Source organism: Streptosporangium sp. NPDC000396, assembly GCF_042898655.1.
GTDB lineage: Bacteria > Actinomycetota > Actinomycetes > Streptosporangiales > Streptosporangiaceae > Streptosporangium.
Window position 1 is genome coordinate 125,921 of record NZ_JBIAZA010000021.1, and the last position, 23,137, is coordinate 149,057.

Sequence of the window (23,137 nt, forward strand, 5' to 3'; positions counted from 1 at the left end):
CGTGCACGTCGTCTATCCGGCGATCGTCTCCGCGTTGCTGTTCTCCATCGGTGTGTACGGCGTGCTCGCCCGCCGCAACACGATCCTCGTCCTGATGTCCGTCGAGCTCATGCTCAACGCGGTCAACCTCAACCTGGTCGCGTTCGACGTGTGGCTGCGTGACCGGCTGCACGGCGGCCAGGTCCTCACCCTGTTCGTCATCGTGATCGCCGCGGCAGAGGTCGGCCTCGGCCTCGCGATCATCCTCGCGCTCTACCGCAACCGCCAGACCGTCGACCTCGACCGTCTCCGTGCCCTGGCCGAACCCACCGGCGACTATCAGGATCAGGATCCGGCCCCCGCCGGGTCACACGATGCCACCGCAGACCCGGCCCAGGCCGTGGCCGGACCGGCGACCGGGCCGGGTGACACACCATGATCCTTGTGGCAGCACTCGTCATCCTGCTCCCGTTCGCCGCGGCGGTCGCCGGGCTTCTGGGCTCCCGGTTCCCCCGAGGTCTCCGGGGCGGAGCCGCCGACCTGGCCGCGAACCGCCGGGCCGCCTGGATCGCGGTCGTGCCCACCGCGATCTCGACGGTGCTCACGATCTGGCTGATGTTCTTCCTTCGCCAAGGCGTTCCCACCTCCCCCGACGGCTCCGTGCCCGCCGCCCTGAACCCGTCTCCCGGGCCGAACCCGTCTTCCGAGGGCGGTCTCCTCCACGGTGCGATCACCGACACCTGGACACTGATCGACACGGGGTCGGTGCCGATCTCGGTCGGGCTGTTCGTCGACGGCCTTTCCGCCGCGGTCGCGGTGCTGGTGACCGTGGTCGCACTGGCCGTGCAGATCTACTCGATCGGTTATCTGAGCGGCGATCGGCGTTACCCGTCCTACAGCGCGTTCATCAGCCTGTTCACCAGCGCCATGCTTTTGGTCGTCTACGCGGCCGACCTCCTCGTCCTCTACGTGGGCTGGGAGATCATGGGCCTGTGCTCCTACCTGCTGATCGGGCACTGGTGGGAAGACCGGGCCAACTCCCGGGCGGCGGTCAAGGCGTTCCTGGTCACCCGGATCGGCGACGTCGGCTTCCTGTTCGGCATCTTCGTCCTCGGCACGGCGGCCGGAAGCTTCCGGATCACCGACGTCATCGCCAAGGTCCCGGAGATGTCCTCCGGCACGATCATCGCCGCGACCATGCTCCTGCTCGCCGGGGTCGCCGGAAAGAGCGCCCAGGTGCCGCTGCACACCTGGCTTCCCGACGCGATGGCGGGCCCGACCCCGATCAGCGCTCTCATCCACGCGGCCACCATGGTCGCGGCCGGAATCTTCATCGTCGCCCGCCTCTACCCGGTCTTTCTCGGCTCCCGCCCCACTTTGGACGTGCTGGCGGTCATCGCCGCACTTGGCATGCTCGGGGCCGCCCTGGCCGCCCTGGCGCAAGACGACATCAAACGCGTCCTCGCCTACTCCACGATCAGCCAGCTCGCCTACATGGCCGGAGCCCTGGCCGCAGGCTCCCGGAACGCCGCGATCTTCCATCTGATCACCCACGGTGCGTTCAAAGCCCTGCTCTTCCTCTGCGCCGGAGCGGTGATCCACGCGGTCGGCTCCAACCTCATGAGAGAGATGGGGGGTCTCCGCCGGGAGCTTCCCGTCACTTTCGTCACGATGACAATCGGGCTGGCCGCCCTGATGGGGCTCCCCCCGGCCAGTGGCTTCTTCAGCAAAGACGAGGTGCTGGTGGCCATGGAGCGGGCTCTGTCCGCCGGGCCGCTCACCGACGCGGCAGCGCTGCTGCTGTACGGCTGCGCGCTGGCCACGGTCGCGGCGACCGGCGCCTACGCCACTCGCGCGTGGCTGCTGACCTTCTTCGGAGAGCGTCCCGCCGTCGCCCTCCCCGAGCCCGCGCCAGGCACGGCCCACGTCATCGACACCCACGAGGCTCCGGCCACCATGCGCTGGCCGATCGTGGTTCTCGCCGTGCCCGCCCTGCTCCTGGGCTTTCTCGGCATCGCCGACGTCCACTGGGGCACGGCCGCCCTCAGCGTCGTGGTGGCGCTGCTGGGTGCCGGCACGGTTTACGCCGTGTGGCGCAGCGACCCCCTGAGCGACCCCGCCCGTATGCTCGGCCCCTTCCGCACCCCTTGCGAGCGGGCCTTCTACGTCGACTCCGTCTACCGCACGCTGTTCGTCCAGCCGGTGCTGGGCCTCGCGCGCCTGGTCGTCCGCGCCGACGACAGGGTGGTGGACGGTGCGGTGCGCGGCTCAGGCCGGGCGACCGTGGGCCTGGCGGGCTTGGCGCGCCTGGCGCAGAACGGCAACGCACAGCTCTACCTCACCGGTCTCTTCGCGGGTGTGCTGCTCATCGCGATCGGGGCGGTGATCTTCGGATGAGCCCTGCCGCTGTTCTCGGCCGTCGCGATGTCACCGGTGATCCGTCCGGCGGTGACGCGTCGATGCGCGCGACCTCTGTCACGCCGCGCGGTGACGCGCCGGCCGACGCGATCTTCATCGCGTTGCACGAGGCCGGCCGGATCACGACCCTGACACCGGGTGAGGTGGCCGGATCATGAACTGGGTGCTGATCGCGCTGCTCGCGGTGCCACTGGCCGGAGCCGTCGTGCTGCTCGCGCCGTCCAAGCCGGACGCCGCGGCGCGGGGGCGACTGCTCCGGATCCACGGCATGGCCGTGTCCGGGATCGCGTTCGCGCTGTCCGTGGTGCTGGCGGCCGGATTCGACTACGGCGCCGCGGCCCGGGTGCAGTTCTCGACGGATCTGGCCTGGGCCACCGGGCTGGATCTCAGATTCCACCTCGGGGTGGACGGGATCTCGCTGCCTCTGGTCGTGCTGACCACGCTGCTGACCTTCCTCTGCTTCGTCTACCTGTGCTGGGGCCGCGCCGACGGGCCGGGACAGCTGCTGTGCTCCAAGACCGGCGGCAACCGTCCCCGGGCCCTGGTGTTCACGCTGCTCATCCTCGAAGTAGGCATGATCGGCACCTTCCTCGCACTGGACCTGCTGCTGTTCTTCGTGTTCTTCGAGGTCGTCCTCATCCCGATGTACTTCGTGATCGCCATCTGGGGCGGACGCGGCCGGCGGGCGGCGGCGATCAAGTTCATTCTCTACACGCTGCTCGGCTCGGTCGTCCTTCTGCTCGGCCTGCTCCTCATCTGGGCGCAGACCGGCACCCTGGACATGATCGCTCTTGCTCGGGGTCAGGGAACGGGCATGTCCCGTGCGGTGCAGATCACCGCCTTCCTGGCCGTCGGCCTCGGCCTGGCGGTCAAGAGCCCGATGTGGCCACTGCACACGTGGCTGCCCGACGCCCACACCGAGGCGCCCACCGTCGGCTCGGTCCTCCTGGCGGGTGTCCTGCTCAAGATGGGCACCTACGGCTTCGCCCGTATCGCCATCCCGATCCTGCCCGGCGGTGCGGCGGCCGTGGCTCCCTGGCTTGGCGCCTTCGCGGTGATCGGCATCATCTACGGCTCCCTCGCCTGCCTCGCCCAGCGCGACCTCAAGCGGATGATCGCCTATTCCTCCGTGGGCCATATGGGCTTCGTCCTCCTGGGCTTCGCCACGCTCACCCCGGTCGGGATGAACGGCGCGCTGTTCGGCAACATCGCCCACGGCCTGATCACCGGCCTGCTGTTCTTCATCGTCGGAGCGATCAAGGAGCGCTACGGCACCGCCGACATACCCGCGCTCGGCGGCGGCATGCTGGCGCGCCTGCCCCACCTCGGCTCCCTGCTCACCTTCGCCTGCATCGCCTCCCTCGGGCTGCCCGGACTGGCCGGTTTCTGGGGCGAGATGCTCGCCCTCCTCGGTGCTTTCCAGCCGGCCGAGGGCCTGTCCCGCTCCCTCTACCTGACCTTCATGGCCGTCGGAGGTCTCGGCACCGTCCTGACCGCCGCCTACTTCCTGGTGATGCTCTCCCGCGTCACCCATGGCCGGGCCACCGAGACCATCCAGGCCCCGGTGCTCGCCGCGGTGGGCGGGGGAGGAGGCAGCGGGCCGGTGGTCAAGCGGGGTGCCGGGGCGGCGCGCATGCCAGATGTCACCGGTTACGAGCTGGCCGCCTGGGTGCCGCTGGTCGGGCTGATCCTGTTGTTCGGACTCTGGCCGAAAGCGCTCCTCCTCGTCACCGACCCGGTGGTCCAGACCCTCATGGGGGCGCCGTGATCCAGTCGATCGACTACTACGCGATCGCGCCGCTGGTGATCCTCGCGCTCACCGCGGGCCTCGTGCTGCTTCTGGACGTCTTCCTGCCTCGAAGGCCCTCCACCCGCCCCGTGCTCGGCGCGGCCACCATGGCCGGAGTGCTCGGCGCCCTGGGGATGGTGATCTCCCAGGCCATGCGGGCCGGAGATCCGCTACGAACCTTCTGCGTGCCCGGCGGGCTGCTGAGTCCCGCCGGGCACGGCATGCCGGACCTCAAGGCCCCCGCGTCGGGGAGCGCCGGGACGGCCGCGGTTCCGTGCTCGTTCGTGGTCGACGACTTCACACTGGTCCTGGCGGGGCTCGCGCTGGCCGCCGGGGTCGTCGTGGTGCTGCTGTCGATGGCCGAGCTCTCCTCCGGTGACATCCCCGCCGGCGAGTGGTACTTCCTGCTGCTCTGCACGCTGGCCGGCGCGGTCGCCCTGCCGGCCTCCCGAGACCTGGTCATGCTGGTGGTCGCGCTGGAACTGGTCTCCCTGCCGGTCTTCGCGCTCACCGCGCTCAAACGCTACGACGGCCGGAGCTCGGAGGCCGCGGTCAAGCTCTTCCTGGTCTCCGTGGTCTCCACCGCGGTGATGCTCTTCGGGGTCTCCCTCCTGTACGGCATGACCGGGACCGTCTATCTCGACCGGCTGGCCCAGGTCCTGCGGGAGCGCACTCCCTGGTCCGTCAGCGGCCCCGGTCCGAACCAGGCGAGCTTCGGAGTCGGCGCACCCTCCGAGGCCTACGCCTCGTCTCTCACGATCGACTATGACCTGCCGCCCGTGATCACGGTGGCCGTGGTCCTGGTCCTCGCCGGATTCGCCTTCAAGGTCGCGGCGGTGCCGTTCCACGCGTGGGCGGGCGACGTCTACCAGGGCGCCCCGATTCCGGTCGCGGCCCTGCTCTCGGTGATCTCCAAGGCCGCCGGGTTCGCCGGGCTGATCCTCATCCTGGTGGACGCTCTGCGGAGCCAGGCCGCCGTCTGGGCTCCGCTGATCGCGATCATCGCCGCGCTGACCATGACCGTCGGCAATCTCCTGGCTCTGCGCCAGCGCCATGCCGTTCGCCTGCTCGCCTGGTCCTCGGTCGCGCAGTCGGGCTACATCCTCGCCCCCCTGGGGGTCAGGAGTGATGAGGCGATGCGCGCGTCGATCGCCTACCTGGTGTTCTACGCGGCGATGAACATCGGAGCGTTCGCGGTGGTCATGCTGGTGTCGCGGCGCGGCGTCCGGGGCGAGCTGGACGACTACCGGGGGCTGGTGTTCCGCAGCCCGGCTGCCGGGCTGGCGCTGGCCTTCTTCCTGATCTGCCTGGCGGGCCTGCCGCCGGGCCTGGCCGGGTTGTTCGCCAAGATCGTGGTGTTCCGCGAGATCGTCGACGGCGGCGGAGCGTGGCTGGCCGTGGTGATGGCCGTCAACACGGTCATCGGTCTCTACTACTACATCGCCTGGACCGCCCGGATCTTCACTCCGGTTCCGACGGTCGCGGGCACCGGGGTGACCCCGGAGGCGGGCGGCAGCCGTACCGGGTGGGTGCCCGTGGGCGTGGCGATCGCGCTGGCGGGAGTCGTCGCGGTGGTGTTCTCCATCGCCCCCCAGGTGGTGCTCGACCTCCTGCCGGGTGACTTCATCGCTACCGGCTGAACACTCTGGGGAACGCCAAGCCTGGCCAGAGACGTTGGCATTGGTGAATCGGCATCAACCGAAAGGGGGGTGCAGTGCACCACAACGGTCTGCGTACCGCGGTCCTTCTCGGCGCACTGTCCGCGGTGATCATCGCGGTGGGAGCATGGCTGGGGGGTGGCGCCGGCATGCAGATCGCCATCCTGATCGCGCTGGTCACCAACGGTGTCGCCTACTTCTTCTCCGACCGGATAGCTTTGTCCGCCATGCGCGCCCGGCCGGTGGGGGAGGTCGAGCAGCCGACCCTCTACCGGATCGTGCGTGAGCTCTCCACGGAGGCTCGCCAGCCCATGCCCCGGCTGTATGTCTCGCCGACCATGCAGCCCAACGCCTTCGCGACCGGACGCAACCCCCGTAACGCCGCGGTCTGCGTGACCTACGGGATCACCCAGCTCCTCGACGCGCGAGAGCTGCGCGGGGTCATCGGGCACGAGCTGTCCCACGTATACAACCGGGACATCCTGATCTCCTCGGTGGCGGGCGCGCTCGCCACAATGATCACCTATCTCGGCTACGTCGGCCTGTTCTTCGGCGGTGGGGATGACGACGAGGGGCCCGGTTTCATCGGCGCCCTGCTCATGATGGTGCTCGGCCCGGTCGCCGCCGGGATGATCCAGATGGCCATCTCCCGATCGCGCGAGTACCAGGCGGACGAATCCGGAGCTCGGCTGACCGGCGATCCGCTCGCCCTCGCCTCGGCACTGAGGAAGATCGAGATGGGCGCCCGGCAGCTGCCGCTCCCCGAGAACGGCCGGATCGCCTCCGCCGCCCACCTCATGATCGCCAACCCCTTCCGGGGCGCCGGGCTCGGCCGGTTGTTCTCCACCCACCCGCCCACCGCCGACCGCGTCGCCCGGCTGGAACGGATGGCCGGCTACCGCCGTTGACGCCGGTCAGGGGTTCAACCCGGCGACGATCGGGCTGTAGACGGAGCCGGGCACGGTGAAGGCGCCGGCCTTCTGGAGGCGGCCCGATTCCTGGTCCACCCGATACCACGCGTAGACGGCGCTGCGCCTGTTCCCGGTCGCGCGGGGAACGACCGTCTGCAGGTCGAGGTTGCCGCTGCTGTCCCAGCGCAGCCGGGTCGGGGTCTTCTTCGCGGGAAGCGCGATGGGCCCGCGCCCGGCGACGCCGTCGGTCACGTCCCACAGGCTGATGGCCGAGTCGCCGTTCGTGAAATGGGCGACGGTCGTGCCACCCGGACTGAGCGCGCCTCCTGTCGGGACGCGTCCCACCTCGATCAAGGCGGGTGTCGAGTAGATCCCCGCCTTGAAGGCGTCGTCGACGGCCAGCATGAACCTGGCGTCGGGGCTGAAACTCCACGGCCGTAGCCCCGGTGGTACCGCCGCGCCCTCGCCGCTGTAGGCGTCGAGGACCGTGTTGTCCCGCCCGCTGCCCAGGACCACGTAGCGCCTGGCCGGAGCGAGATCGATCCGCGTGCCGCGCAGCTCGGGTGACCACGTCACCCCGGGCACCTCGCGTACCTTCCCAGTGGACATCTCCCGGATGACCAGGGCCCCGCCTTCCCGCAGGAAATAGGCGACATGCTGCCCGTCCGGGGAAAGGGCGAGCGGCACCCGCTGCTTGCCCTTCGAGAACACCCGGGCGTCGGTGAGCCTGACCATCCGGCCGTCCTGTGTCCAGAGCCGCCATGGAGCGCAGACGCATCCGGCCAGCCCCGCGTAACGGACGGGAGACCATCCAGCCACCGCCGAAGCTCCGGCCTCCAGCAGATCCAGCGCGGGAGCCGTCAGGGCCGCCCGGCGGGGGAACCGCCGCTCCGAGAGCGTTTTCGCGTTCGAGACAGGCGAGGCTTGCCCGTCATCGGCCGCGACCGGGGACTCCACCGCATTCGGGGATCCCGCCGCGATCGGGGTCTTCACGGCGACCGGGGACTCCGCCGGAACCGCGGCCTCTGCCGCGACCGGGGATCCCGCCGTGATCGGGGCCTTCACCGCGACCGGAGGACTCTCCGGGATCGGGGACCCCGTCGTGACGGGAGTCCCCGCTGTGACCGGGGACTTCATCGTGACCGAGGACCCCGCCGCGACCGGAGAAAGGGAGAACCCGTCCTTTTCGAGGAGCGAAGAAGTCACGACCATGACCGCCGCACCGGTGAGAGCAGCCGGCCAGCGTAACAACCTCATCGAGACCCCCCTCTCGGACAGGGGGGCCATCGGTTACGGGCCACTGTACGCCTCACCGGCACCTGGTCCGTGGTGCCGCCGCGAGTGTCATCAGGCCGTGGACCGGAGGAAACGGCAGACGGCTCGTGCCGGGGCGCGAGCCGTACCGTCACCTGGTGATGCCCGGAGGGCGGGTCATGCTGCCACCTGGCGATGCCCGGGGCGGGCCGTACCGTTACCAGACGATGCCCGGGACGACTGTCAAGTAAGCGCCGGGGACCTGGTAGGTCTGCAGCTTGCGGACCTGGCCGGTCTTGATGTTCATCGCGTAGGCGGTCCTGGAATCTTCCCGGCTGGGGGGCTCCGATGACGGTATGGTCAGGACCACGACCTCGGTGTCGTTCAGCCAGTTGCCCAGCCTGAGCATGACGGTGTCCTCGGGCAGGCCACGCGCCGCGACCTTGGCCGTGACCTTGCCTGACACGGCGTCGAAAACGAGGAGCGTGCCGTCCTGCTTGATGGGCCTGGTCTTCGTGTCCATTCCGATCTCGGCCATGGTGTGCTTGTCAGGGGCGAGCGCGCTGAACTCCTGGCTCCAGCGGGGGATGGTGACCGTGTGCTTCCTGTTTCCAGGGGACATGAGCAGGATCTGCGATGATGTGTCCTTCCAGTTGACCATCACCGCGGGATCGCCGTCGTCGGCGATGCTCACCGGCATCCAGCCGGCGGGGAGCGTGGAGGTTCCGCCGTTGCGCATGTCGACCAGCAGGCCCGGCTGGTTATCGCCTCTGAACGCGGTGAACGCCAGGTAGCGCCCGTTGTCCGACAGCCGAAGGAACGTCTCGGTGTCCAGTTGCCGCGGTGGCACCTTCATGGGAGCGGTGAGTTCCTTTCCGCTCTTCAGGTCGCGCACCTTGAACGTCTGCTCCTGGCGGCTGTAGTAGGCCATTGTCCGGCCGTCCGGGGTGATCGTCAGCGGGGCGGTGGCGGACCCGGACGACCCCGCCGCCTGTGGCACGTCGTAGGTCTTGCCGTCCCGGGTGACCACCCGCCACGTGCGGCCCTTGCATTTCGGCGGGGCTGCTGACTCGCACGAGGTGAGGTAGGCGTAGCTCAGCGAGGTCACGCCCCTGTCCGGTAGCGGTGAGGATGCGATCTCCCACCAGTACGGCCCGTGCTGGGAAGCGGCGATGGACCGGGACAGGGGCGACGGCAGCAGGCCGGTGCCCACTCCGGTGCCGAGCACGGCCACGAGAGCCGTGGCAGCGGCGGCCAGGATCGCGTTCGTCCGCCGCCTGCGCCTGCTCCCGCTGATCGCGCGGTCGGCCAGGTTCACCATCGGGGCGTCGCCTGCGATCTCGGTCAGTGCATCGTGTAGCCGGGTCATCGGTTCACCTCCTGGGGTTTGACCTCGTCGAGCAGATGGGCCAGTTCGGGCGCGAGCACGCGCAGACGGCCGAGGGCATGGTGGGTCTGGCTTTTGACCGTGCCGAGCGAGCAGCCGAGCAGATCGGCGGTCTCGCGTTCGCTCCGGTCTTCGTAGAAGCGCAGGACGATCACGGCGCGCTGCTTGGGGGTCAGGCGAGCGAGGGCCTGGCACAGGACGATCCGGTTCACCGTGGAGTCGTCGTGGGAGTGCCCGTGCTCGGGTGGGTCGGCGCTCGGAAACTCCTTGCGGATACGGCGCCGCCAGGAGATGTATTGATTTATCAGTGCTTTGCGGGTGTAAGCCTCGGGATTCCCCTGCTTCAGGAGCTTCGGCCAGTGCCCGGCGACCTTGACCAGGACGCTCTGTAACAGGTCCTCGGCAAGGTGGGCGTCTCCCGTGAGCAGGTATGCGGTCCGGACCAGCGACTGCTGGCGGGCGTGTACGAACTCACGGAAGCCGTCGTAGCGATCCAATTCGGCCTCCTCTCACACGTCTTAACGCGGGTGAGGGCCGGGGAGGTTGGAACCCTCCGCGGGGATCGCAGGGAATCGTCAGGAATGTTGCGCGACCGGGTTGGTCTCTTCCGGGGAGAGCCCGGGGATGCCGTCGATGCTCTCGCGGTTGTTCTTGGCGCGATAGGCGCGCTTCTGCTGGACGTCCTTGCGTTCCGCCCACTCGTCCAGCAGGGTCCGGTCCTTGTCGAAGGACATGAAGGGCACCGAGAAGCCACAGGAGTCGGAGATGCGGTCGCACTCGACGACGATGATCGATCGGACGCCGGGATGCGAGCCGAACTTCTTGATCAGTTCAGGGAAGTCGGGGTTCTCCGGAACCACGACCCGGCCGGTGCCGTACAGGCGGAGGATGTTGGGCGGACCGGAGAAAGCGCAGAACATGATCGTGATGCGGCCGTTCTGGCGGAGGTGGGAGATGGTCTCCACGCCGCTGCCGTCCAGATCGAGGTAGGCGACCGTGGTGTCGTCGAGAATGGCGAAGGTGTCGGCGTACCCCTTGGGGGAGACGTTGACGTGACCACCCTGTTCGGGAGCGGTGGCGACGAAGTAGACCGGCTGCGCTTCGATGAAGGTGCGCAGCCGGTCGTTGATCCTGTCATGAATTTTCCCCATAGAAGGGAAGATAGATGGTCGTCACGCGCCGGGCAGTGACCAGGTCCACGGCTCGTTCTTGACCCTGAAGGAGTCCAGCTTGTGGGTGGCGCCGGTCTCGGCGTTCACCGTCCGCTTCACGATGGAGGCGATATCGCCCTTCGAGCCCTCACGGTTGGTCCAGAGCGTGAGGGTGCCGGCCGGATCCCAGTCGAGTTGTTGCGGACCCTCGTCCTTGGGGACGCTGAGCGGGACCGCGTCGGAGACGGTGTCGGAGGACAGGTCGTAGGTGCGCAGGCGAGCCTTGTTCGACCCCCCGGTGACGATCAGTGCCACCGTGGACCCGTCGTCGGCCAGCGCGATCGGCGCGTTGTTGGACACGATCTGCGGAACGACCTGGCTCGCGGTCTCATGGCCCTCGGCGTCGAAGACCGCGAACACGGTGGTGTTGTCATCGGTGGCCCGGGTGGTCAGCAGGTGCTCCCCATCCGGGCTGAAGCTCATCACGTTGTTCTTCGACGACAGCTTGATCGTTTTGCCGGTCTTGAGGTTGACGACCAGGGTGGGAAGCTTGTCGTTCTCGTCGTAGTAGTCGATCACGATGATCGAGCCGTCGGGGGAGAACAAGGTGTGCAGGGCACCCTGAGCGAGCCGCTTGGGCAGGCTGGCGGCCTTACCGGGGAGCGGGCGGACCTTTCCGCTGTTCACATCGCGGACGACGAGTTTGTCGCCCCTGAGGTAGCTCACGAAACGGCCGTCGCCGCTGACCGACAGCGAGGTGCTGGTCTCCTTGTCCACCTTGCCGTTGGCCTTCTTGGGGAAGACCCGCGCGTCGGTCAGCTTGATGGTCTTCCCGCTGCGCATGGTCAAGGTCCAGTCGCCACAGGGGATCGTGTAATCCTTCTTGGGGCAGCTCTTGAGCCATGCGTAGCGGACGGAGTCGTCGGAGGCGGCTCCCGTCTTCGCCTCCGACGGACTTCCGATCATGGTGGCAGCCGCTGCGGCGACTGCGAGTGCGGCGAATCCGCGCAGGGGTTTCATTGAGGTTCCTTTCGTCATCCGGATAGATGCGGCTCGAATGCGAAAGGTTGTGTCACGAATCAGCCACATCCTCCGCGGGGCGGCCCCTGGCGCGACAGAGGAGACTGCACTGATCAGTGATGGTCCGTCCAGGCACCTCGTCATCCACAGGCTGGGGAAACGACGCGGTGACCTGTGAAAACGCAGCGATGACGCTGTCCAGGCCGGGCACGTGTCCAAGGAGGCCGTTGCCTGAACTTCCGGGGTGATCGCTCGCGGGCGGAGCCGGTTCCCTCAGACCTGAGTTGTGACGGATTCGCGGTTGAGCGGCAGTGGCTGACGGTAAGGCCCGCCCTACCTCAAACCAGGGTGCGGACGGGCATGATCCGGCCCGGCGTGCGGTGAAGACTCTGGATTACCGCTCACCGCTACTCAGGGAGTCATCCATGTCAACGCAGTACGCTCCGCAACCCTCGAACCGTCCGTTGACCGTTCCCGAAACCATTCCCGAAACCGTCAAGACCGCGTCCGCACTCTGGTTCATCGCGGTAGGAGCGGGCGTCTTCGAGGCTGCGCTGGCCGTTACCGGCATGCTGGCCGACGGGTCGGCCTCCCTCACCGGCCTCGCTGCGGGACTGGGCTTCCGGCTGACGGTCTTCGCTGCGGCGATCTTCATGGCCGTGCGCCTACGCCAGGGCCGCAACTGGGCGCGCATCGCTCTCGCTTTGACCCTCGGTGTTTTCGGCACCCTCTCGCTGGTGATCGACCCGATCCGGTGGCTCCTTGAGGGGCATTCGGTCGGCGAGGCCATCGCGGACGCCGACGCGATGACGCTCGTGTTCGCCGGGAGCCGGATCGTGCATCTCACGGCTGTCCTGTCGGCCATGGCGTTGATGTTCAGCTCGGCGGCGAACGCCTATTTCCGCAGCGCGTCTCGCCCGCCTCGCGGATGACCGGCTCCGTCGGGGGAGTGTCTCGTCAGCGGGCGTCCGGCCGAGGCACCGGGGCGTCCGGCCGAGGCACAGGAGACCTCTTGCCCCGGCCGGACGCCCCGGATGTGCCCCCGAAGGAGTAAGGCGTTGACCCCAGGCCGGGGCTTCGATCACCCGTCCGCTAGCGGTAGTTCGTGAACTGCAGGGCGATTTCCAGATCCTTGCCCTTGAGCAGGGCGATGACCTCCTGCAGTTCGTCTCTCTTTTTGGAGCTCACCCGCAGCTCCTCACCCTGAATCTGGGCCTTCACACCCTTGGGCCCCTCATCACGAATGATCTTCGAGATCTTCTTCGCGTGCTCCTGGTCGATGCCCTCCTTGAGGTTGACCACGAGGCGGTACTCCTTGCCGGACAGCTTGGGCTCATCCGCGTCCAGAATCTTGAGCGAGAGCCCACGCTTGATCAGTTTGTCCTTGAACACGTCAAGGACGGCGTTGGCGCGCTCCTCGCTGTTGGCCTTGATCTCGACGGCCTTTTGTCCACCGGTCCAGGAGATGGACGCACCGGTGCCCTTGAAGTCGAATCGGTGCCCGACCTCCTTGACCGTCTGGTTCAGCGCGTTGTCGGCCTCCTGGTGGTCGATCTTGCTGACGATGTCAAAACTGCTGTCGGCCATGCCTCGACTATCCTTTCTAGCTCTCTTGTCGACCCTAGCGCTTCGTCTATCGGCTCACGATGAACGTGACCGTCAACACCAAGATGATGGTGTTGAAGGGAACGAGAAGATGCTATGGATCGGCATCGGCTCGCGCATCCGATGTCAGACAATGATCGCTACGACTGCTCCGAAGGTCATGTGCGCCCCCTTCGACGTCGAACCGGAAAGCCGTGGCTCCCCATACAGATGAACGCCGACCCTCCTTCGGTCCTCGTCCCGGCCTTCCCCCGAAAAACGGTGTGACGTGCGGAAACAGAACATGAAGGCCCTGATGCGGCACGCTGACGGCGGGCGATCTCCTTCGATGTCACGTCACGCCCGGAAGTCCGCTATTCTTCTTCCTGTCGCCGCTTCGAGCGGATGACGCGGCAGGTTGCCCGAGTGGTCAAAGGGAGCGGTCTGTAAAACCGTCGGCTCAGCCTACGCAGGTTCAAGTCCTGCACCTGCCACCAGCCAAACTGGCAGCTCAGAGGCCCTACGGGGCCTCTTTTGCGTTTTCGGGCCATGCAATCTTGAGGGCGTTTTCCCAGGTGGCGTCGGGCTTTCGGAGCGGTTCGCGAGTGAGAGCCGACAGTGAAACGCCAAAGGGTCCCGGGGGTGTCCGGGACCCTGATCGTGCGGGGTGTGTCTCATGTGGTCAGCGCGTCACTGATCCGCTGATTGGCGATCTCCTTGTGTCCGTCGATGCACTTGGCGTATACGCGTAAGAGGACATCTACGCCGTGTCCTGCTCGCTCGGCCACGTCGGGAGCCGAGACGCCTGCGTTGAGCCAGAGGGAGACCGCCGCGTGCCTCAGGTCGTACGGCCTGCGTGCCAGGGGAGAGGCGACCTGGGCAGGAGTGAGGGCGAGGACCCGAGCTTCCTGCCAGGCTTCGGTGTAGGCCGTCGAAGCGACCACCCCGCCGCGCTCGCTTCGAAAGATGCGCCCGTCCTCACCGGTCCCGTACTCGGCGATGTGCTGCCGGAGGATCTTCACCAGTTCGGGCGGGATCGGCACCGGTCGCACGTCGGCACGGCCCCGGTGTTTGAGGCCCCGTTCCTCGTGCGCGTCCCCGCCGTCGGTCCACTGCGTGTTGACCTCGGGTCGGGAGATGTCGATGTCAGCCGTTCCCAGCCTTTGGCGGGCAGGTGACAGTCTTGGAGCCGCAGGCCGATCGCCTCAGCGGGGCGCAATGCCGCGTAGTACATGCAGGCGAACAGCGCCATGAGCCGCCGGCCCCGGCCACGCCCGCCGACGTAGGTGACCATGGTCAGGAGTTCCCGAGCCTGCCGCGGATCGACCGCGACGCGAGGGTCAACGGTCTCGGTGGTCTTGGGCGGCTTCCACCTGACCTTGTGCAGAGGATTGGCTGCCAGCTCGTCCAACTCCACCGCGTACTCAAGCGGCGGCGCGCCGCGCCGCCGTACCCGGCCCTCTGCCGCCCGCCGACCGGGCGCGCGGCGTGGGCGCTGGCCCCGGCCGGCGGCGCCCCGGGCCGTCCGCCGACCCGCGCGCCCGCCGTAACCGATGCCCTCGCCGACCACCGGCCCGTCGCCGCTCCGCTTCCTAGCCATGCATATGATCAACCTGTCGGCAGGAGCAGGCCATGACCCTCTATCCATTCGCGATCTTCACTCTTCTCATGCTCGTAGCAGCAGTCGCCATCCCCGTGGTGATAGCCATCGCGCTTATCCGGCTCTTTCGAAGCTGACACCTCCGGCGGGGGACTCCGCTCCGGGATGATCGCGATTGCCGATCATGGAGCCGTGGTTGGCTGAGGTGGAAGCCGGATCTTCCCGTCTGCCACGTCCCAGGCAAACTCAACATCTCGACTCCTCCGGATCAAGGCCGTCTGTGACCGTTGGCATCCAATGGCCGAGGAACGCCTACCGGCTGACGTACACGCGAAGACGGCCTTGACCCTCCGTCCCCGAGCTGTTGCCCCTCCGGGGTGGGACGAGGCAGACGGGAAGATCCGATGGGAGAAGTGTGCGCGTTCGCGCATGATCCGAAGCTTGATCACGTGCCAGATGCGTGCCAGAAAAGGCGGGAAACCACGATCACTCAGGGGGACTCGCGGGCACTCGCCCCGTCCTGACCTTTATCCCTGTTCTCGCAGCTCAGAGCGGTGAGATCAGTAGCCGGTTCCCAAGCTGACAGCGCAGGATCGATTCCCATTGCCCGTTCCAAGGGAGAAGGCTCAGGTCAGGAATTTTTTCCCGAGCCTGAGCCTTAACCGACTTCTGAAGTAGTCCTCTGGAACAAGAATGCCTTCGGATGTTTGTTCAGTTGGGTCGACGTCCTCTGGTGCGATAGTGCTCGGCGCGCTCCGCCGCCATACGTTCCCGTCGCTTCTGATCCAGGATCTCGCGAGGACCCGGAACTCGCCGCTTCTCATGTCTGATCGCCAGGCGGATCGCCCAGTAAAGGAAGAAGAACAACAGCACCGCCGGAACGCCCCATACCACCAGCAAGAGCAGAATCTCGGTGAGCCCGATCGCCATCTGATCCTCCACCTAGGGGGAACCAGCATGCCTGATCTTGCAGATTGCGTCCATCGGTGATTTCGCCCGGATGTCTGCCTGCGGTCAGCTTTCACGCGCCGTCGACGCCGCTCCATGCTCATCGTCTCCAGACGTCGAGCTTGATCACATGCCAGAACAGGCGGGGAAGCACGGTCGCCCAGGAGAATCCACAGCCGACCACCCCGCTCTGACCTACACATCTGTTTTCACAGCTCAGCACCGCAACATCAGCAGATGACTTCCACGCTGACAGCACGGGGTCCGTGGCGAAAGAATAAGCGGATGGCCTGTGACATAGACGACCCCACCGGGCTCGTCGGCGAGGAGCTGAACATCGTCGCGTTCGTGATGGACTACGTCGAGTTCCACTTCAATGGTCCAAAACTCACAGCGCTCACGGACCCCCACATACAGATCGGCCTCCAAACTTGGATCTTCCCCGAGCCGGGATCACGAGACGCCCTGTGCACTCTCATTGGACGAACCGTCCAAGCTGTCAGCATCAAGCCCAATGAGCACATCATCATCGACTTCAGCGAAGCCATCCTCACCGTCCCGCTGGACGAAGACAGTCTTCATGGCCCCGAGGCTGCGCATTTCTTCCCCGCGGAAAGGGACGGGAGCCACCGCCTGAAGAGAATGATGATCTGGTAGCCGCTGGGCTGCACTTCGGGCTGCAATACAGGGGCGTTCAGAGCCGTTCAGGATGGACCACACATACCCTCCGACCTGCATTGAACCGTCCGGAACAGCCCAAGGGCGATCTTTTAATCCGCAGGATCGCGAATGGTGGACGGGGCCTCGATCGTGAGGAGGTCACTCCCTGGTTTAGTTGCAGTCTTAGTTGCGATCCGGCGTCGTGCAGCGGATCGTGATCCGGTGGACCAAGCAAGCGCGTGGCGCCGAGGAGGCCACGCGTCGACGCGAAATTCCCTCGGCGTTCGAATTGCCGCCGATGCCCGACGCGCCGCTGATCGTCCACGATCTTCTCGCCGACGAACAGATCGGATACGTGCCCACCGTTGCGGTCGACAGTCATTCATTCCCAGCGCAGCTCAACGGGCTGCGGTTCCAGCTGTCTGGAGCAGCGGTCGAAGTGGAGCGAACCCCGATATGGGCCGCGTATCCGACCAACCGTCACCCCAGCCGGGTGTTCCTGCTCCACCTGGGAGAGCGTGCGCGTTACCGGGCCAACTTCCGCTTCAGCGGCTATAGCACCCAGTGGTACTACGAACAATGGACCGTCAACATCGCTCACGAGTCATGGCGGCGCGAACTTTTCCTGGCGGAGAAGGTGGACCACGATAAAGACGAGCGAGTCTCTTTGTACGGTGGGTATCGCTGACCCACACGCGACATACGTCAGGACGCGTGAGCCGGCCAGACACCCGCGCTACGCCCGCCCCGTCTTGTCGGATCAACCGATCATCTCGGCCCTTACTCGCGACGAATCACACCTCACAATGATCCGGAACATGTGCGGAATAACCTCAACCAACCTCGATCAAAGGGGTAGGAGAGCCTAGGCCACAGCACTTCACGATGCATGGGATGCGCTTCACTTCTAATCCGACGGTCAGAGGCTGACTACCTGCAGGGCGTGTTACGCATCGGCAGGGTCGCGTAGCGCGAGTGCTTCGGCTTCGGTCAGTTCTTCGCGTGCTGCGACTCTGCGCCGCGCCCGGACCTGCGCGCCCGTACGGGGACGGTACTTCGGCTCCCGGGTGCAGCCGCAGGTCTCGAATCCCTCGTATCGGAGGCCCGCCCTCAGGACGGCCTCGACTGCCGTCCAATGGCGGTCTTTGGTCTTGCGCGGTGCGGCGAAGTCATGGCCGGCGAAGAGCATCGGTGCCCGGCAACGTGTGCAGAGGTGTTCCGTGCCGTCCCAGGGCAGCTTGTGGCTCTGGCGGCAAGCAACGCACACGTAGTGGACCTTGTAGGTGACCATCGCGTATGTGCACACAGGGATAGGGTACTCATCGTGCAGGCGAAGATCATTTCAGTGTCGGGCTTTGAGTGGGTCTCCCCGAGTTGTTACGTCGAGCTTGACGGCTGCCGCAACTTCGTGCATCCCGGCGGAACCTTCGGCCGTCTCACCCCAGAGGCCGTGGCACTCCTCGCCGATTGACCCACCCGCCAGATGTTTGTCGACCAGGCATCGAAGCAGGACCGAAGACAGTCCCGATGTATTGCCGAGTTGTTCTCGTAGGTATCAAGCGGCGGCGCGCCGCGCCGCCGTACCCGGCCCTTCGCCGCCCGCCGCCCGCCGCCCGGGCATGCGGCGTGGGCGCCGGTCCCGGCCGGTGGCGCCCGGGTTGTACCCGTACCACGCACCCGCCGTCCCCAACGAACGCGCCGACCACCGGCCCGCCGCCGCTACACGTCGTCAGCTTCTTCCGCCTCACGCCGTCGAGCCGCTCGTTCCTCCGCCTCACGCTTCTGCGCTGCTCTCTCCGCCGCCACGCGCTCCCGCAGCTCCGCATCCGCCACCTCCCGCGGACGCGGAATCTGACTCCGACGATCATGCTTGAGCGCCAGCCGTATCGCCCCATAGATCACCAGGAACAGCACCGCCAGCGAGAACAACCACGAAAGCACTCCCCCCAGCCACACAAACAGTTCTCTCAACTCGCCCACCCGGCCCTGTCCTCAGCATCTCGATGATGATTTCGATCAAGCCTGCCCGATCCATCCCCACGCCGTCTATTGCCTCCGGTGGAAGTCTCCGGCTCCGGAATGATCGCCAGGGGCAGGGACCGGGTTCGCAGTGGTTGAGAGTCGGCGGGAGAAATGTGCGGATGGCGTCTTCTCGCTCTTTCGCTGTAATCTGCCAACGTGGAATGATCTTCGCTGTGAATGAGCCGGAGGACACCACACCCCGCAAGGCAAAGAACGATGTGGAGACTGTGAGAGGCTGCGGGAATGCGGCCTTCGCGTTGGGGGCAGCCTTGGCCCTCTTGCTCCTTATCGCCAACGACGGCGAACTGCCCGACCAGGCTCTCACAGGAACGCTGATCTTTACTGTGCTCGGCGTTGGCTTACGAATCGAGGCAGCGATTCGAGAGCATGGACGTTAGCTGTGACATCGTTATCCCCGAACATTGTCAGTTAGTCTCGATCGCCGAGCAGCGTCCCAAACTAGACGGCAGCCGTAGGACACTCTGAATGATCATGCTGATAAAGAGAAGGTCGGCTCGTTGACCCCGTACCCCCCCTGCGTGCCCGTCAGGAGGGTCATCAAGGGGGAGCCACGGGGACTCGCGGACAAGACGAAGTTGTCCCTGACCTGGGCGTAGCAGGTCGCGGGATCATGCGCCGAGATCTTCCAAACTGGCGACAAGGCATCAGATCCTTACTGTTCTCGCGGCCTTGTTCGTGAAACGCCAGACTTGTCCGTGCGTATTGGAGGAGACGGGTGATCATGGAAGACCCGCTGCGGTCCAGGTCCGGTCGGGTATGGCGTTATTGGCTGATGGCCGTCTCGGGCATTGCTTTGATTCTCGTGGTCGGAGTCCATCTGGCCCGCCGCGATGACCCGGAGAAGATGAGTCGATCAGTCACCACGCTGGTCGAGGAGGACGACGCATCGAACGCAAAGATCATCGACAAAGATCAGCGCATCGATGTCGACACCTTCGGTCAGAAGGACAGCCCGCTGTGGCCGCTGATCGAAGAGCTTCGAAGCGCTGCCCCTCAGAACGACTTCACGGCTACGGACTCCAGGAGGGAGAAGTGATCGGGCTGTTGAGCAGTTGCATTTCCTGTTGCAGTACAGGGGCGTTCAGAGCCGTTCAAGATGGACCTCGTACGCCCTCTGAGCTGCATTGAACGATCCGGAACAGCGCAAGGTCGATCTTTTAATCCGCGGATTCAGGGTTGCAGCCTGGGTATTCCGTCTAATCTCCTGCGGCTTCGGTGCACCTGCCCTTCAGGTTGCCCGGCGGCAACAGGGCGATCGGCAAGGGGCGTGCGGCTTGGGCGACTACCGCTGTCGAGCATCAGAGCTCTGGAGGATCTCCACCGACCGCATGCAGGGCATTGAGGTAGCCGCTGCCGGCATCAAGCCTGGTGATGTCGGCCGTCCGGTTCTTGAAGCAGGTATTTCCCCAGGTTGCTCGGGGGCTGATCTCCTGGAGCCGCAGATTCTTCTTCCTGGTGATCCCACGGGGGCGGCCGATATAGCAGACATCCGGATCGATCTCCTCGATATAGATGCCTACCAGTGGAAACGCCTTGGTCATCGTGTCGATCAGGCCGGCAGTCGTGTCGAGGTCAATAGCTGCCAAGGCCTGGGCATGCTCCCCGCGCAAAATGAGGGCGCGGTGAGCGACATCTGCACCCTTCCAGCCGGAACGCGTCGCATGCGCGACATCGCGGAGCCGTACGGCCGAATAGCCATCGAGACGTATTGCATCGGAGATGGTATGGAGCATCACCCACTTTCGCCCGATGCCCACCACGTAGGCGTCGAGCCGGTCGACATGGTTGATGCCGCGGCCGACCCTGACAGGCTTGCCGGATCGTAGTGCCCGCTTCAGGCTCTCGCCCACCTGGTTCATGCTCATAATCAGAGATTTTTGCAGTTCAAGTGGGGACATTCATCTGGGTTTCTTGAGTAGTCATGCACGTGGTTGTCGGGGAGTGCCATGCTCGAACAGGCTCACCGAATCGGCTGCGCAGGATATGCGTGGGGTGATCTTTCGTCGTCAAAATCTGGAGAGGTACGCCTGCCCTGGTCAGAAGCCCTGTCGTCACTCGGAACGCAGTCCTCTGTAAAATCGTCGGCTCAGCCTATGCAGACATCCGATCCGCCTAAGGCATCAAGCCGTAGCAGCCATGTGAATGAGATTTGAACGCGAGGCTTCTTCTGCCGCGCGAATTTCCGAGCGTGCGGCCTGGGGCCGGTCCCGGCGGTGTGCAGGACCCCGGGCCGCCCGCCGTACGCCCACAACGCCGTAACGAACGGACTCGCCGCTCACAGCACCGCATTCGGGCAGTGTGTCGTGCGTCCGTCGGTCAGCGGTTGAGGTCCTTGCGGTAGCGCAACTTGGTGATGGGCAGGATGTCGCTGCGGTCAACGACGACCGCGCCGTCGTGATGCCAGCCGTTTCGCTCATAGAAGGAGCGTGCTCGGGTGTTGCCTTCCAGGACCCAGAGGGTTGCCTGGGCATATCCGGCCGATGTCATAGTGTCGAGGGCTGCGGTGATCAGTGCTTTACCCACGCCAGTGCTCCATACGTCGGGGAGCGTGTAGATCGAGCCGATCATGCCCACCTGCGTGGAGTCGTCGTCCTCATCGTCCGTGGGGTAGAAGCGCGAGTATCCGACGACGTGGTCCGCATGCTCAATGATCAGGGTGCCGGCCGACGGCCCCTCGAAGCGGGTCAGCAAACCTTCCCACGTCTTCGTCAGCACCTCATGGTCGAGGTCGTTCAAATACTCGTCCGACAGAAGCCCGCGGAAGGCCGCCTGCCATGACGCCCTCTGGACTCTGGCCAGGGCCGAGGCGTCTTGCCGCACGGCAAGTCTGATGCGCTGCGTCAGCGGTCTTCTCCGATGGTGTCGTCTTTCCGCGTGCTCGCAGACAGTAGCCGTGACCGGATTGCGGGCGCAAAGCGATGATTTGTCTCTCGGTAACCTCGTGCGCCCCGACGGGGACCTTGGGCCCTCTCGCTCCCGAGGCCGCGGCACTCCTCGCCGATTGGTCTCACCCGCCAGACGCCTGGCGATCAGGCGGCGCGCCGCATCGCCGTACCCGGCCGATGGTGACCCGGGCCGTCCGCCGACCGTCACGCCCGCCGTCGCCGGACATACTCGCCGACCTCTGCGTCGCCGCTCATCCGGTTGCTCCGCGCGGGCAAACCGCTGCTTAGACGCCGAGTTCGTCACACAGGTCGACGTAGTGGTCAAGATAATCCGGGTTGCTCCGGAACTCGCCGAGACCGATCACGTCGAACTCGTCCGCTGAAGCGGACGCCCGCACGCCAAGTGCGGCAAGCGCGTCGTTGATCGATGCCTGAGCGGCCGTCAGTCGCCTTTCACCGGCGAACGCCACAGCCCACTGGTCGCCGATACCGGCGAAATACTCTGTCTGGATGATCGCGAACCGTGGCTCATCCGTGCCGGTCATCTCACGAACGAGGTCACGTAGTACCGCTTCTCCCGGGAATGTGGTGGGAAGGCCGTCGGGCAGGTCAAGCTGCGCGCTACTGCCCCGCCTCGCGGCCCAGTAGGCCGAAAAGTAGTGATCGATCGGGAACACACTGACGCCGTCGTGCACGAGTTCGGTACGCAGTCCCACTGAGTGGACCCGCTCGGCGTCGACTTGTCCGGCCACGACGAGAGCACAGATGTGGTGACCCATGCCCGCATCCTAATCCGGCGGTTTCGGCCATCACATGGCGGTCGTCGGGGCGGCGTTGATTCGGTGCCAGGTTGCCGCCGTCACTCGATGATCAGGGGTTCAATCCCCTGGGTTCTTGGTCTCGCGTTCGCGAGCGTGCCGGGCTTCCTGGTCCAGGAGCATGACCCCCTCGACGTTGCCATGGGCTTGATCGAGGTAAGCACCGGTCCAGAGGCTCGGCCGTGAGAACACCCGTGTACGGCGGGGCCGGCCCTTGGACTTCACGATGTCCCAAATCCAGATCGCGCCCGCCCCGAGAAGCACCACCAGCACAGTCCACGCAAATACACTCACCGCGCTTCTCCTCTTGGTCGTTCCCTGCGGAGGGGGGCAAACGCTCACCACAGTGACGGAGGCGTTCCAGCCATTGAGGTGAGAAAATCATGCCGATCAAGTTGAATCGCTTCATCCATGCGTGCTTAAGATACTAGAGCAGCGAACCGCATTTGTGTCGATTGGTTGACCATTCGCCGAGTGAATTTCAAGAGACGATGCATTTCGAAAGAGGAGTGTCGATTCACTTCTAGTCCGCCGGTTCCCCGCGAGGTCTTCTTGGCGGACATCACTCCCAGGAACCCGCCGGATCCACGATGAGATCTTCAGGGTGGGGGAGCGGGGCGGGTTCGTCTTCGGTGGTGTAGACCTCCAGGCACGAGAGATGCCCGTCTTCGACGAAGAGCAGCACACCGTCACCGCGTGCTCGTGTGGAGGCGGAGATCAGCACGCCGTTCTGTACGGAGGAGCCGAGAGCGAGAGGTCCTGCTCCTGGGTGAAGATCCACGGTTGCGCATCCGCACCCGCAGTGCCCGGCGACGACTGCCGAGGACACCTGAGCTCGGAATTCTTCTGCGCCGGGGAAGTCCTGCGCGAGCAATGCCAGAATGACGGCCTGTTCCTCGGCGGATAGATGACGTTCGCCGTCCGACATATCACCAAGGTAGCGGATCAGGTGCGCGGGATATACGCGAGATGATCTTTGGTGCCCAGGAGTGGGGAAGACGCCGGGGTCCCAGGGTGTCCAGGACCCTGGTC

Annotated in this window: 27 protein-coding genes, 1 tRNA gene and 1 pseudogene; 13 read left to right on the top strand and 16 right to left on the bottom strand. The window is 65.7% G+C overall.

Going from position 1 to position 23,137, the window contains the following annotated elements:
* Position 1 precedes the first annotated feature (1 nt).
* From nuoK to htpX, 6 genes and pseudogenes are all read left to right on the top strand, one after another.
* A pseudogene (nuoK, locus tag ACFY2X_RS30640) lies at positions 2-298 on the top strand (NADH-quinone oxidoreductase subunit NuoK); the annotation flags it as partial.
* 116 nt (positions 299-414) lie between these two features.
* The gene (locus ACFY2X_RS30645) at positions 415-2,376 is read left to right on the top strand and encodes an NADH-quinone oxidoreductase subunit L (RefSeq protein WP_389944905.1); all 1,962 of its coding nucleotides are present in this window, start codon (positions 415-417) and stop codon (positions 2,374-2,376) included.
* The gene (locus ACFY2X_RS30650) at positions 2,373-2,555 is read left to right on the top strand and encodes a hypothetical protein (protein WP_389944908.1); all 183 of its coding nucleotides are present in this window, start codon (positions 2,373-2,375) and stop codon (positions 2,553-2,555) included. The genes ACFY2X_RS30645 and ACFY2X_RS30650 overlap by 4 nt, the downstream gene beginning before the upstream one ends.
* Entirely contained in the window at positions 2,552-4,165 is a 1,614-nt protein-coding gene (locus tag ACFY2X_RS30655) for a NuoM family protein (RefSeq protein ID WP_389944910.1), read from the top strand. Before ACFY2X_RS30650 ends, ACFY2X_RS30655 begins: the two co-directional genes overlap by 4 nt.
* On the top strand, positions 4,162-5,826 hold the full coding sequence (locus ACFY2X_RS30660) for an NADH-quinone oxidoreductase subunit N (protein ID WP_389944913.1): 1,665 nt from the start codon (positions 4,162-4,164) through the stop codon (positions 5,824-5,826). Before ACFY2X_RS30655 ends, ACFY2X_RS30660 begins: the two co-directional genes overlap by 4 nt.
* 74 nt (positions 5,827-5,900) lie before the next feature.
* Positions 5,901-6,752: a zinc metalloprotease HtpX gene (gene htpX / locus ACFY2X_RS30665; protein WP_389944916.1), complete on the top strand. Its 852-nt coding sequence runs from the start codon at positions 5,901-5,903 to the stop codon at positions 6,750-6,752.
* 6 nt (positions 6,753-6,758) lie between these two features.
* On the opposite strand, the gene ACFY2X_RS30670 is transcribed toward htpX, so the two are convergent.
* The 5 genes from ACFY2X_RS30670 to ACFY2X_RS30690 all read right to left on the bottom strand — a co-directional run bounded on the left by ACFY2X_RS30670 (position 6,759) and on the right by ACFY2X_RS30690 (position 11,567).
* Entirely contained in the window at positions 6,759-8,012 is a 1,254-nt protein-coding gene (locus ACFY2X_RS30670) for a hypothetical protein (protein WP_389944919.1), read from the bottom strand.
* A gap of 214 nt (positions 8,013-8,226) precedes the next feature.
* Entirely contained in the window at positions 8,227-9,378 is a 1,152-nt protein-coding gene (locus tag ACFY2X_RS30675) for a hypothetical protein (RefSeq protein ID WP_389944922.1), read from the bottom strand.
* A complete protein-coding gene (locus ACFY2X_RS30680; protein WP_389944925.1) occupies positions 9,375-9,893 on the bottom strand; it encodes a SigE family RNA polymerase sigma factor in 519 nt (172 codons plus the stop codon). The genes ACFY2X_RS30675 and ACFY2X_RS30680 overlap by 4 nt, the downstream gene beginning before the upstream one ends.
* Before the next feature lie 78 nt (positions 9,894-9,971).
* Positions 9,972-10,547, bottom strand: coding sequence for a pyridoxamine 5'-phosphate oxidase family protein (locus ACFY2X_RS30685; protein WP_389944927.1), 576 nt, complete (start codon positions 10,545-10,547; stop codon positions 9,972-9,974).
* 21 nt (positions 10,548-10,568) lie between these two features.
* Positions 10,569-11,567 (bottom strand): hypothetical protein, encoded by a 999-nt coding sequence (locus ACFY2X_RS30690; protein WP_389944929.1) that lies wholly within the window; start codon positions 11,565-11,567, stop codon positions 10,569-10,571.
* 425 nt (positions 11,568-11,992) lie between these two features.
* On the opposite strand from ACFY2X_RS30690, the gene ACFY2X_RS30695 reads away from it, so the two are divergent.
* Positions 11,993-12,499, top strand: a complete 507-nt coding sequence (locus ACFY2X_RS30695) for a hypothetical protein (protein WP_389944932.1) — start codon at positions 11,993-11,995, stop codon at positions 12,497-12,499.
* A gap of 160 nt (positions 12,500-12,659) precedes the next feature.
* On the opposite strand, the gene ACFY2X_RS30700 is transcribed toward ACFY2X_RS30695, so the two are convergent.
* Positions 12,660-13,154 carry a YajQ family cyclic di-GMP-binding protein gene (locus tag ACFY2X_RS30700; protein ID WP_389944934.1) on the bottom strand — a complete coding sequence of 165 codons (495 nt, stop codon included), beginning with the start codon at positions 13,152-13,154 and terminating at the stop codon, positions 12,660-12,662.
* Positions 13,155-13,563: 409 nt separating this feature from the next.
* Here ACFY2X_RS30700 and ACFY2X_RS30705 point away from each other — a divergent pair.
* A tRNA-Tyr gene (locus ACFY2X_RS30705) sits at positions 13,564-13,648 on the top strand.
* A gap of 177 nt (positions 13,649-13,825) precedes the next feature.
* On the opposite strand, the gene ACFY2X_RS30710 is transcribed toward ACFY2X_RS30705, so the two are convergent.
* The 3 genes from ACFY2X_RS30710 to ACFY2X_RS30720 all read right to left on the bottom strand — a co-directional run bounded on the left by ACFY2X_RS30710 (position 13,826) and on the right by ACFY2X_RS30720 (position 15,681).
* On the bottom strand, positions 13,826-14,194 hold the full coding sequence (locus ACFY2X_RS30710) for a hypothetical protein (RefSeq protein WP_389944937.1): 369 nt from the start codon (positions 14,192-14,194) through the stop codon (positions 13,826-13,828).
* Positions 14,170-14,751: a hypothetical protein gene (locus tag ACFY2X_RS30715; protein WP_389944940.1), complete on the bottom strand. Its 582-nt coding sequence runs from the start codon at positions 14,749-14,751 to the stop codon at positions 14,170-14,172. The genes ACFY2X_RS30710 and ACFY2X_RS30715 overlap by 25 nt, the downstream gene beginning before the upstream one ends.
* A 711-nt stretch (positions 14,752-15,462) precedes the next feature.
* On the bottom strand, positions 15,463-15,681 hold the full coding sequence (locus ACFY2X_RS30720) for a hypothetical protein (RefSeq protein WP_389944943.1): 219 nt from the start codon (positions 15,679-15,681) through the stop codon (positions 15,463-15,465).
* A gap of 255 nt (positions 15,682-15,936) precedes the next feature.
* On the opposite strand from ACFY2X_RS30720, the gene ACFY2X_RS30725 reads away from it, so the two are divergent.
* Together ACFY2X_RS30725 and ACFY2X_RS30730 are read left to right on the top strand one after the other, a co-directional pair.
* Positions 15,937-16,356: a hypothetical protein gene (locus tag ACFY2X_RS30725; RefSeq protein WP_389944946.1), complete on the top strand. Its 420-nt coding sequence runs from the start codon at positions 15,937-15,939 to the stop codon at positions 16,354-16,356.
* A 205-nt stretch (positions 16,357-16,561) separates the two neighbouring features.
* Positions 16,562-17,047: a hypothetical protein gene (locus tag ACFY2X_RS30730; protein ID WP_389944949.1), complete on the top strand. Its 486-nt coding sequence runs from the start codon at positions 16,562-16,564 to the stop codon at positions 17,045-17,047.
* Between the two features lie 258 nt (positions 17,048-17,305).
* On the opposite strand, the gene ACFY2X_RS30735 is transcribed toward ACFY2X_RS30730, so the two are convergent.
* Positions 17,306-17,665 (bottom strand): hypothetical protein, encoded by a 360-nt coding sequence (locus tag ACFY2X_RS30735; RefSeq protein ID WP_389944951.1) that lies wholly within the window; start codon positions 17,663-17,665, stop codon positions 17,306-17,308.
* Positions 17,666-17,683: 18 nt separating this feature from the next.
* Here ACFY2X_RS30735 and ACFY2X_RS30740 point away from each other — a divergent pair, with 18 nt between their 5' ends.
* Positions 17,684-17,830 (top strand): hypothetical protein, encoded by a 147-nt coding sequence (locus ACFY2X_RS30740; RefSeq protein WP_389944954.1) that lies wholly within the window; start codon positions 17,684-17,686, stop codon positions 17,828-17,830.
* A 248-nt stretch (positions 17,831-18,078) separates the two neighbouring features.
* On the opposite strand, the gene ACFY2X_RS30745 is transcribed toward ACFY2X_RS30740, so the two are convergent.
* Positions 18,079-18,339: a hypothetical protein gene (locus ACFY2X_RS30745; protein ID WP_389944957.1), complete on the bottom strand. Its 261-nt coding sequence runs from the start codon at positions 18,337-18,339 to the stop codon at positions 18,079-18,081.
* Between the two features lie 203 nt (positions 18,340-18,542).
* Here ACFY2X_RS30745 and ACFY2X_RS30750 point away from each other — a divergent pair, with 203 nt between their 5' ends.
* Both ACFY2X_RS30750 and ACFY2X_RS30755 read left to right on the top strand, forming a co-directional pair.
* Entirely contained in the window at positions 18,543-18,779 is a 237-nt protein-coding gene (locus ACFY2X_RS30750; RefSeq protein WP_389944960.1) for a hypothetical protein, read from the top strand.
* Positions 18,780-19,123: 344 nt separating this feature from the next.
* Positions 19,124-19,438, top strand: a complete 315-nt coding sequence (locus ACFY2X_RS30755) for a hypothetical protein (RefSeq protein ID WP_389944963.1) — start codon at positions 19,124-19,126, stop codon at positions 19,436-19,438.
* Positions 19,439-19,700: 262 nt separating this feature from the next.
* Here ACFY2X_RS30755 and ACFY2X_RS30760 read toward each other — a convergent pair whose 3' ends face one another.
* The 5 genes from ACFY2X_RS30760 to ACFY2X_RS30780 form a co-directional block, all read right to left on the bottom strand.
* Entirely contained in the window at positions 19,701-20,261 is a 561-nt protein-coding gene (locus ACFY2X_RS30760) for a hypothetical protein (RefSeq protein WP_389944966.1), read from the bottom strand.
* Positions 20,262-20,718: 457 nt separating this feature from the next.
* On the bottom strand, positions 20,719-21,138 hold the full coding sequence (locus tag ACFY2X_RS30765) for a GNAT family N-acetyltransferase (RefSeq protein WP_389944969.1): 420 nt from the start codon (positions 21,136-21,138) through the stop codon (positions 20,719-20,721).
* 433 nt (positions 21,139-21,571) lie between these two features.
* Positions 21,572-22,066: a hypothetical protein gene (locus tag ACFY2X_RS30770; RefSeq protein ID WP_389944972.1), complete on the bottom strand. Its 495-nt coding sequence runs from the start codon at positions 22,064-22,066 to the stop codon at positions 21,572-21,574.
* A gap of 99 nt (positions 22,067-22,165) precedes the next feature.
* Positions 22,166-22,399 carry a hypothetical protein gene (locus tag ACFY2X_RS30775; protein WP_389944975.1) on the bottom strand — a complete coding sequence of 78 codons (234 nt, stop codon included), beginning with the start codon at positions 22,397-22,399 and terminating at the stop codon, positions 22,166-22,168.
* A gap of 268 nt (positions 22,400-22,667) precedes the next feature.
* Complete coding sequence (locus ACFY2X_RS30780; RefSeq protein ID WP_389944977.1) at positions 22,668-22,886, bottom strand: hypothetical protein; 219 nt, start codon at positions 22,884-22,886, stop codon at positions 22,668-22,670.
* Between the last annotated feature and the right edge of the window lie 251 nt (positions 22,887-23,137).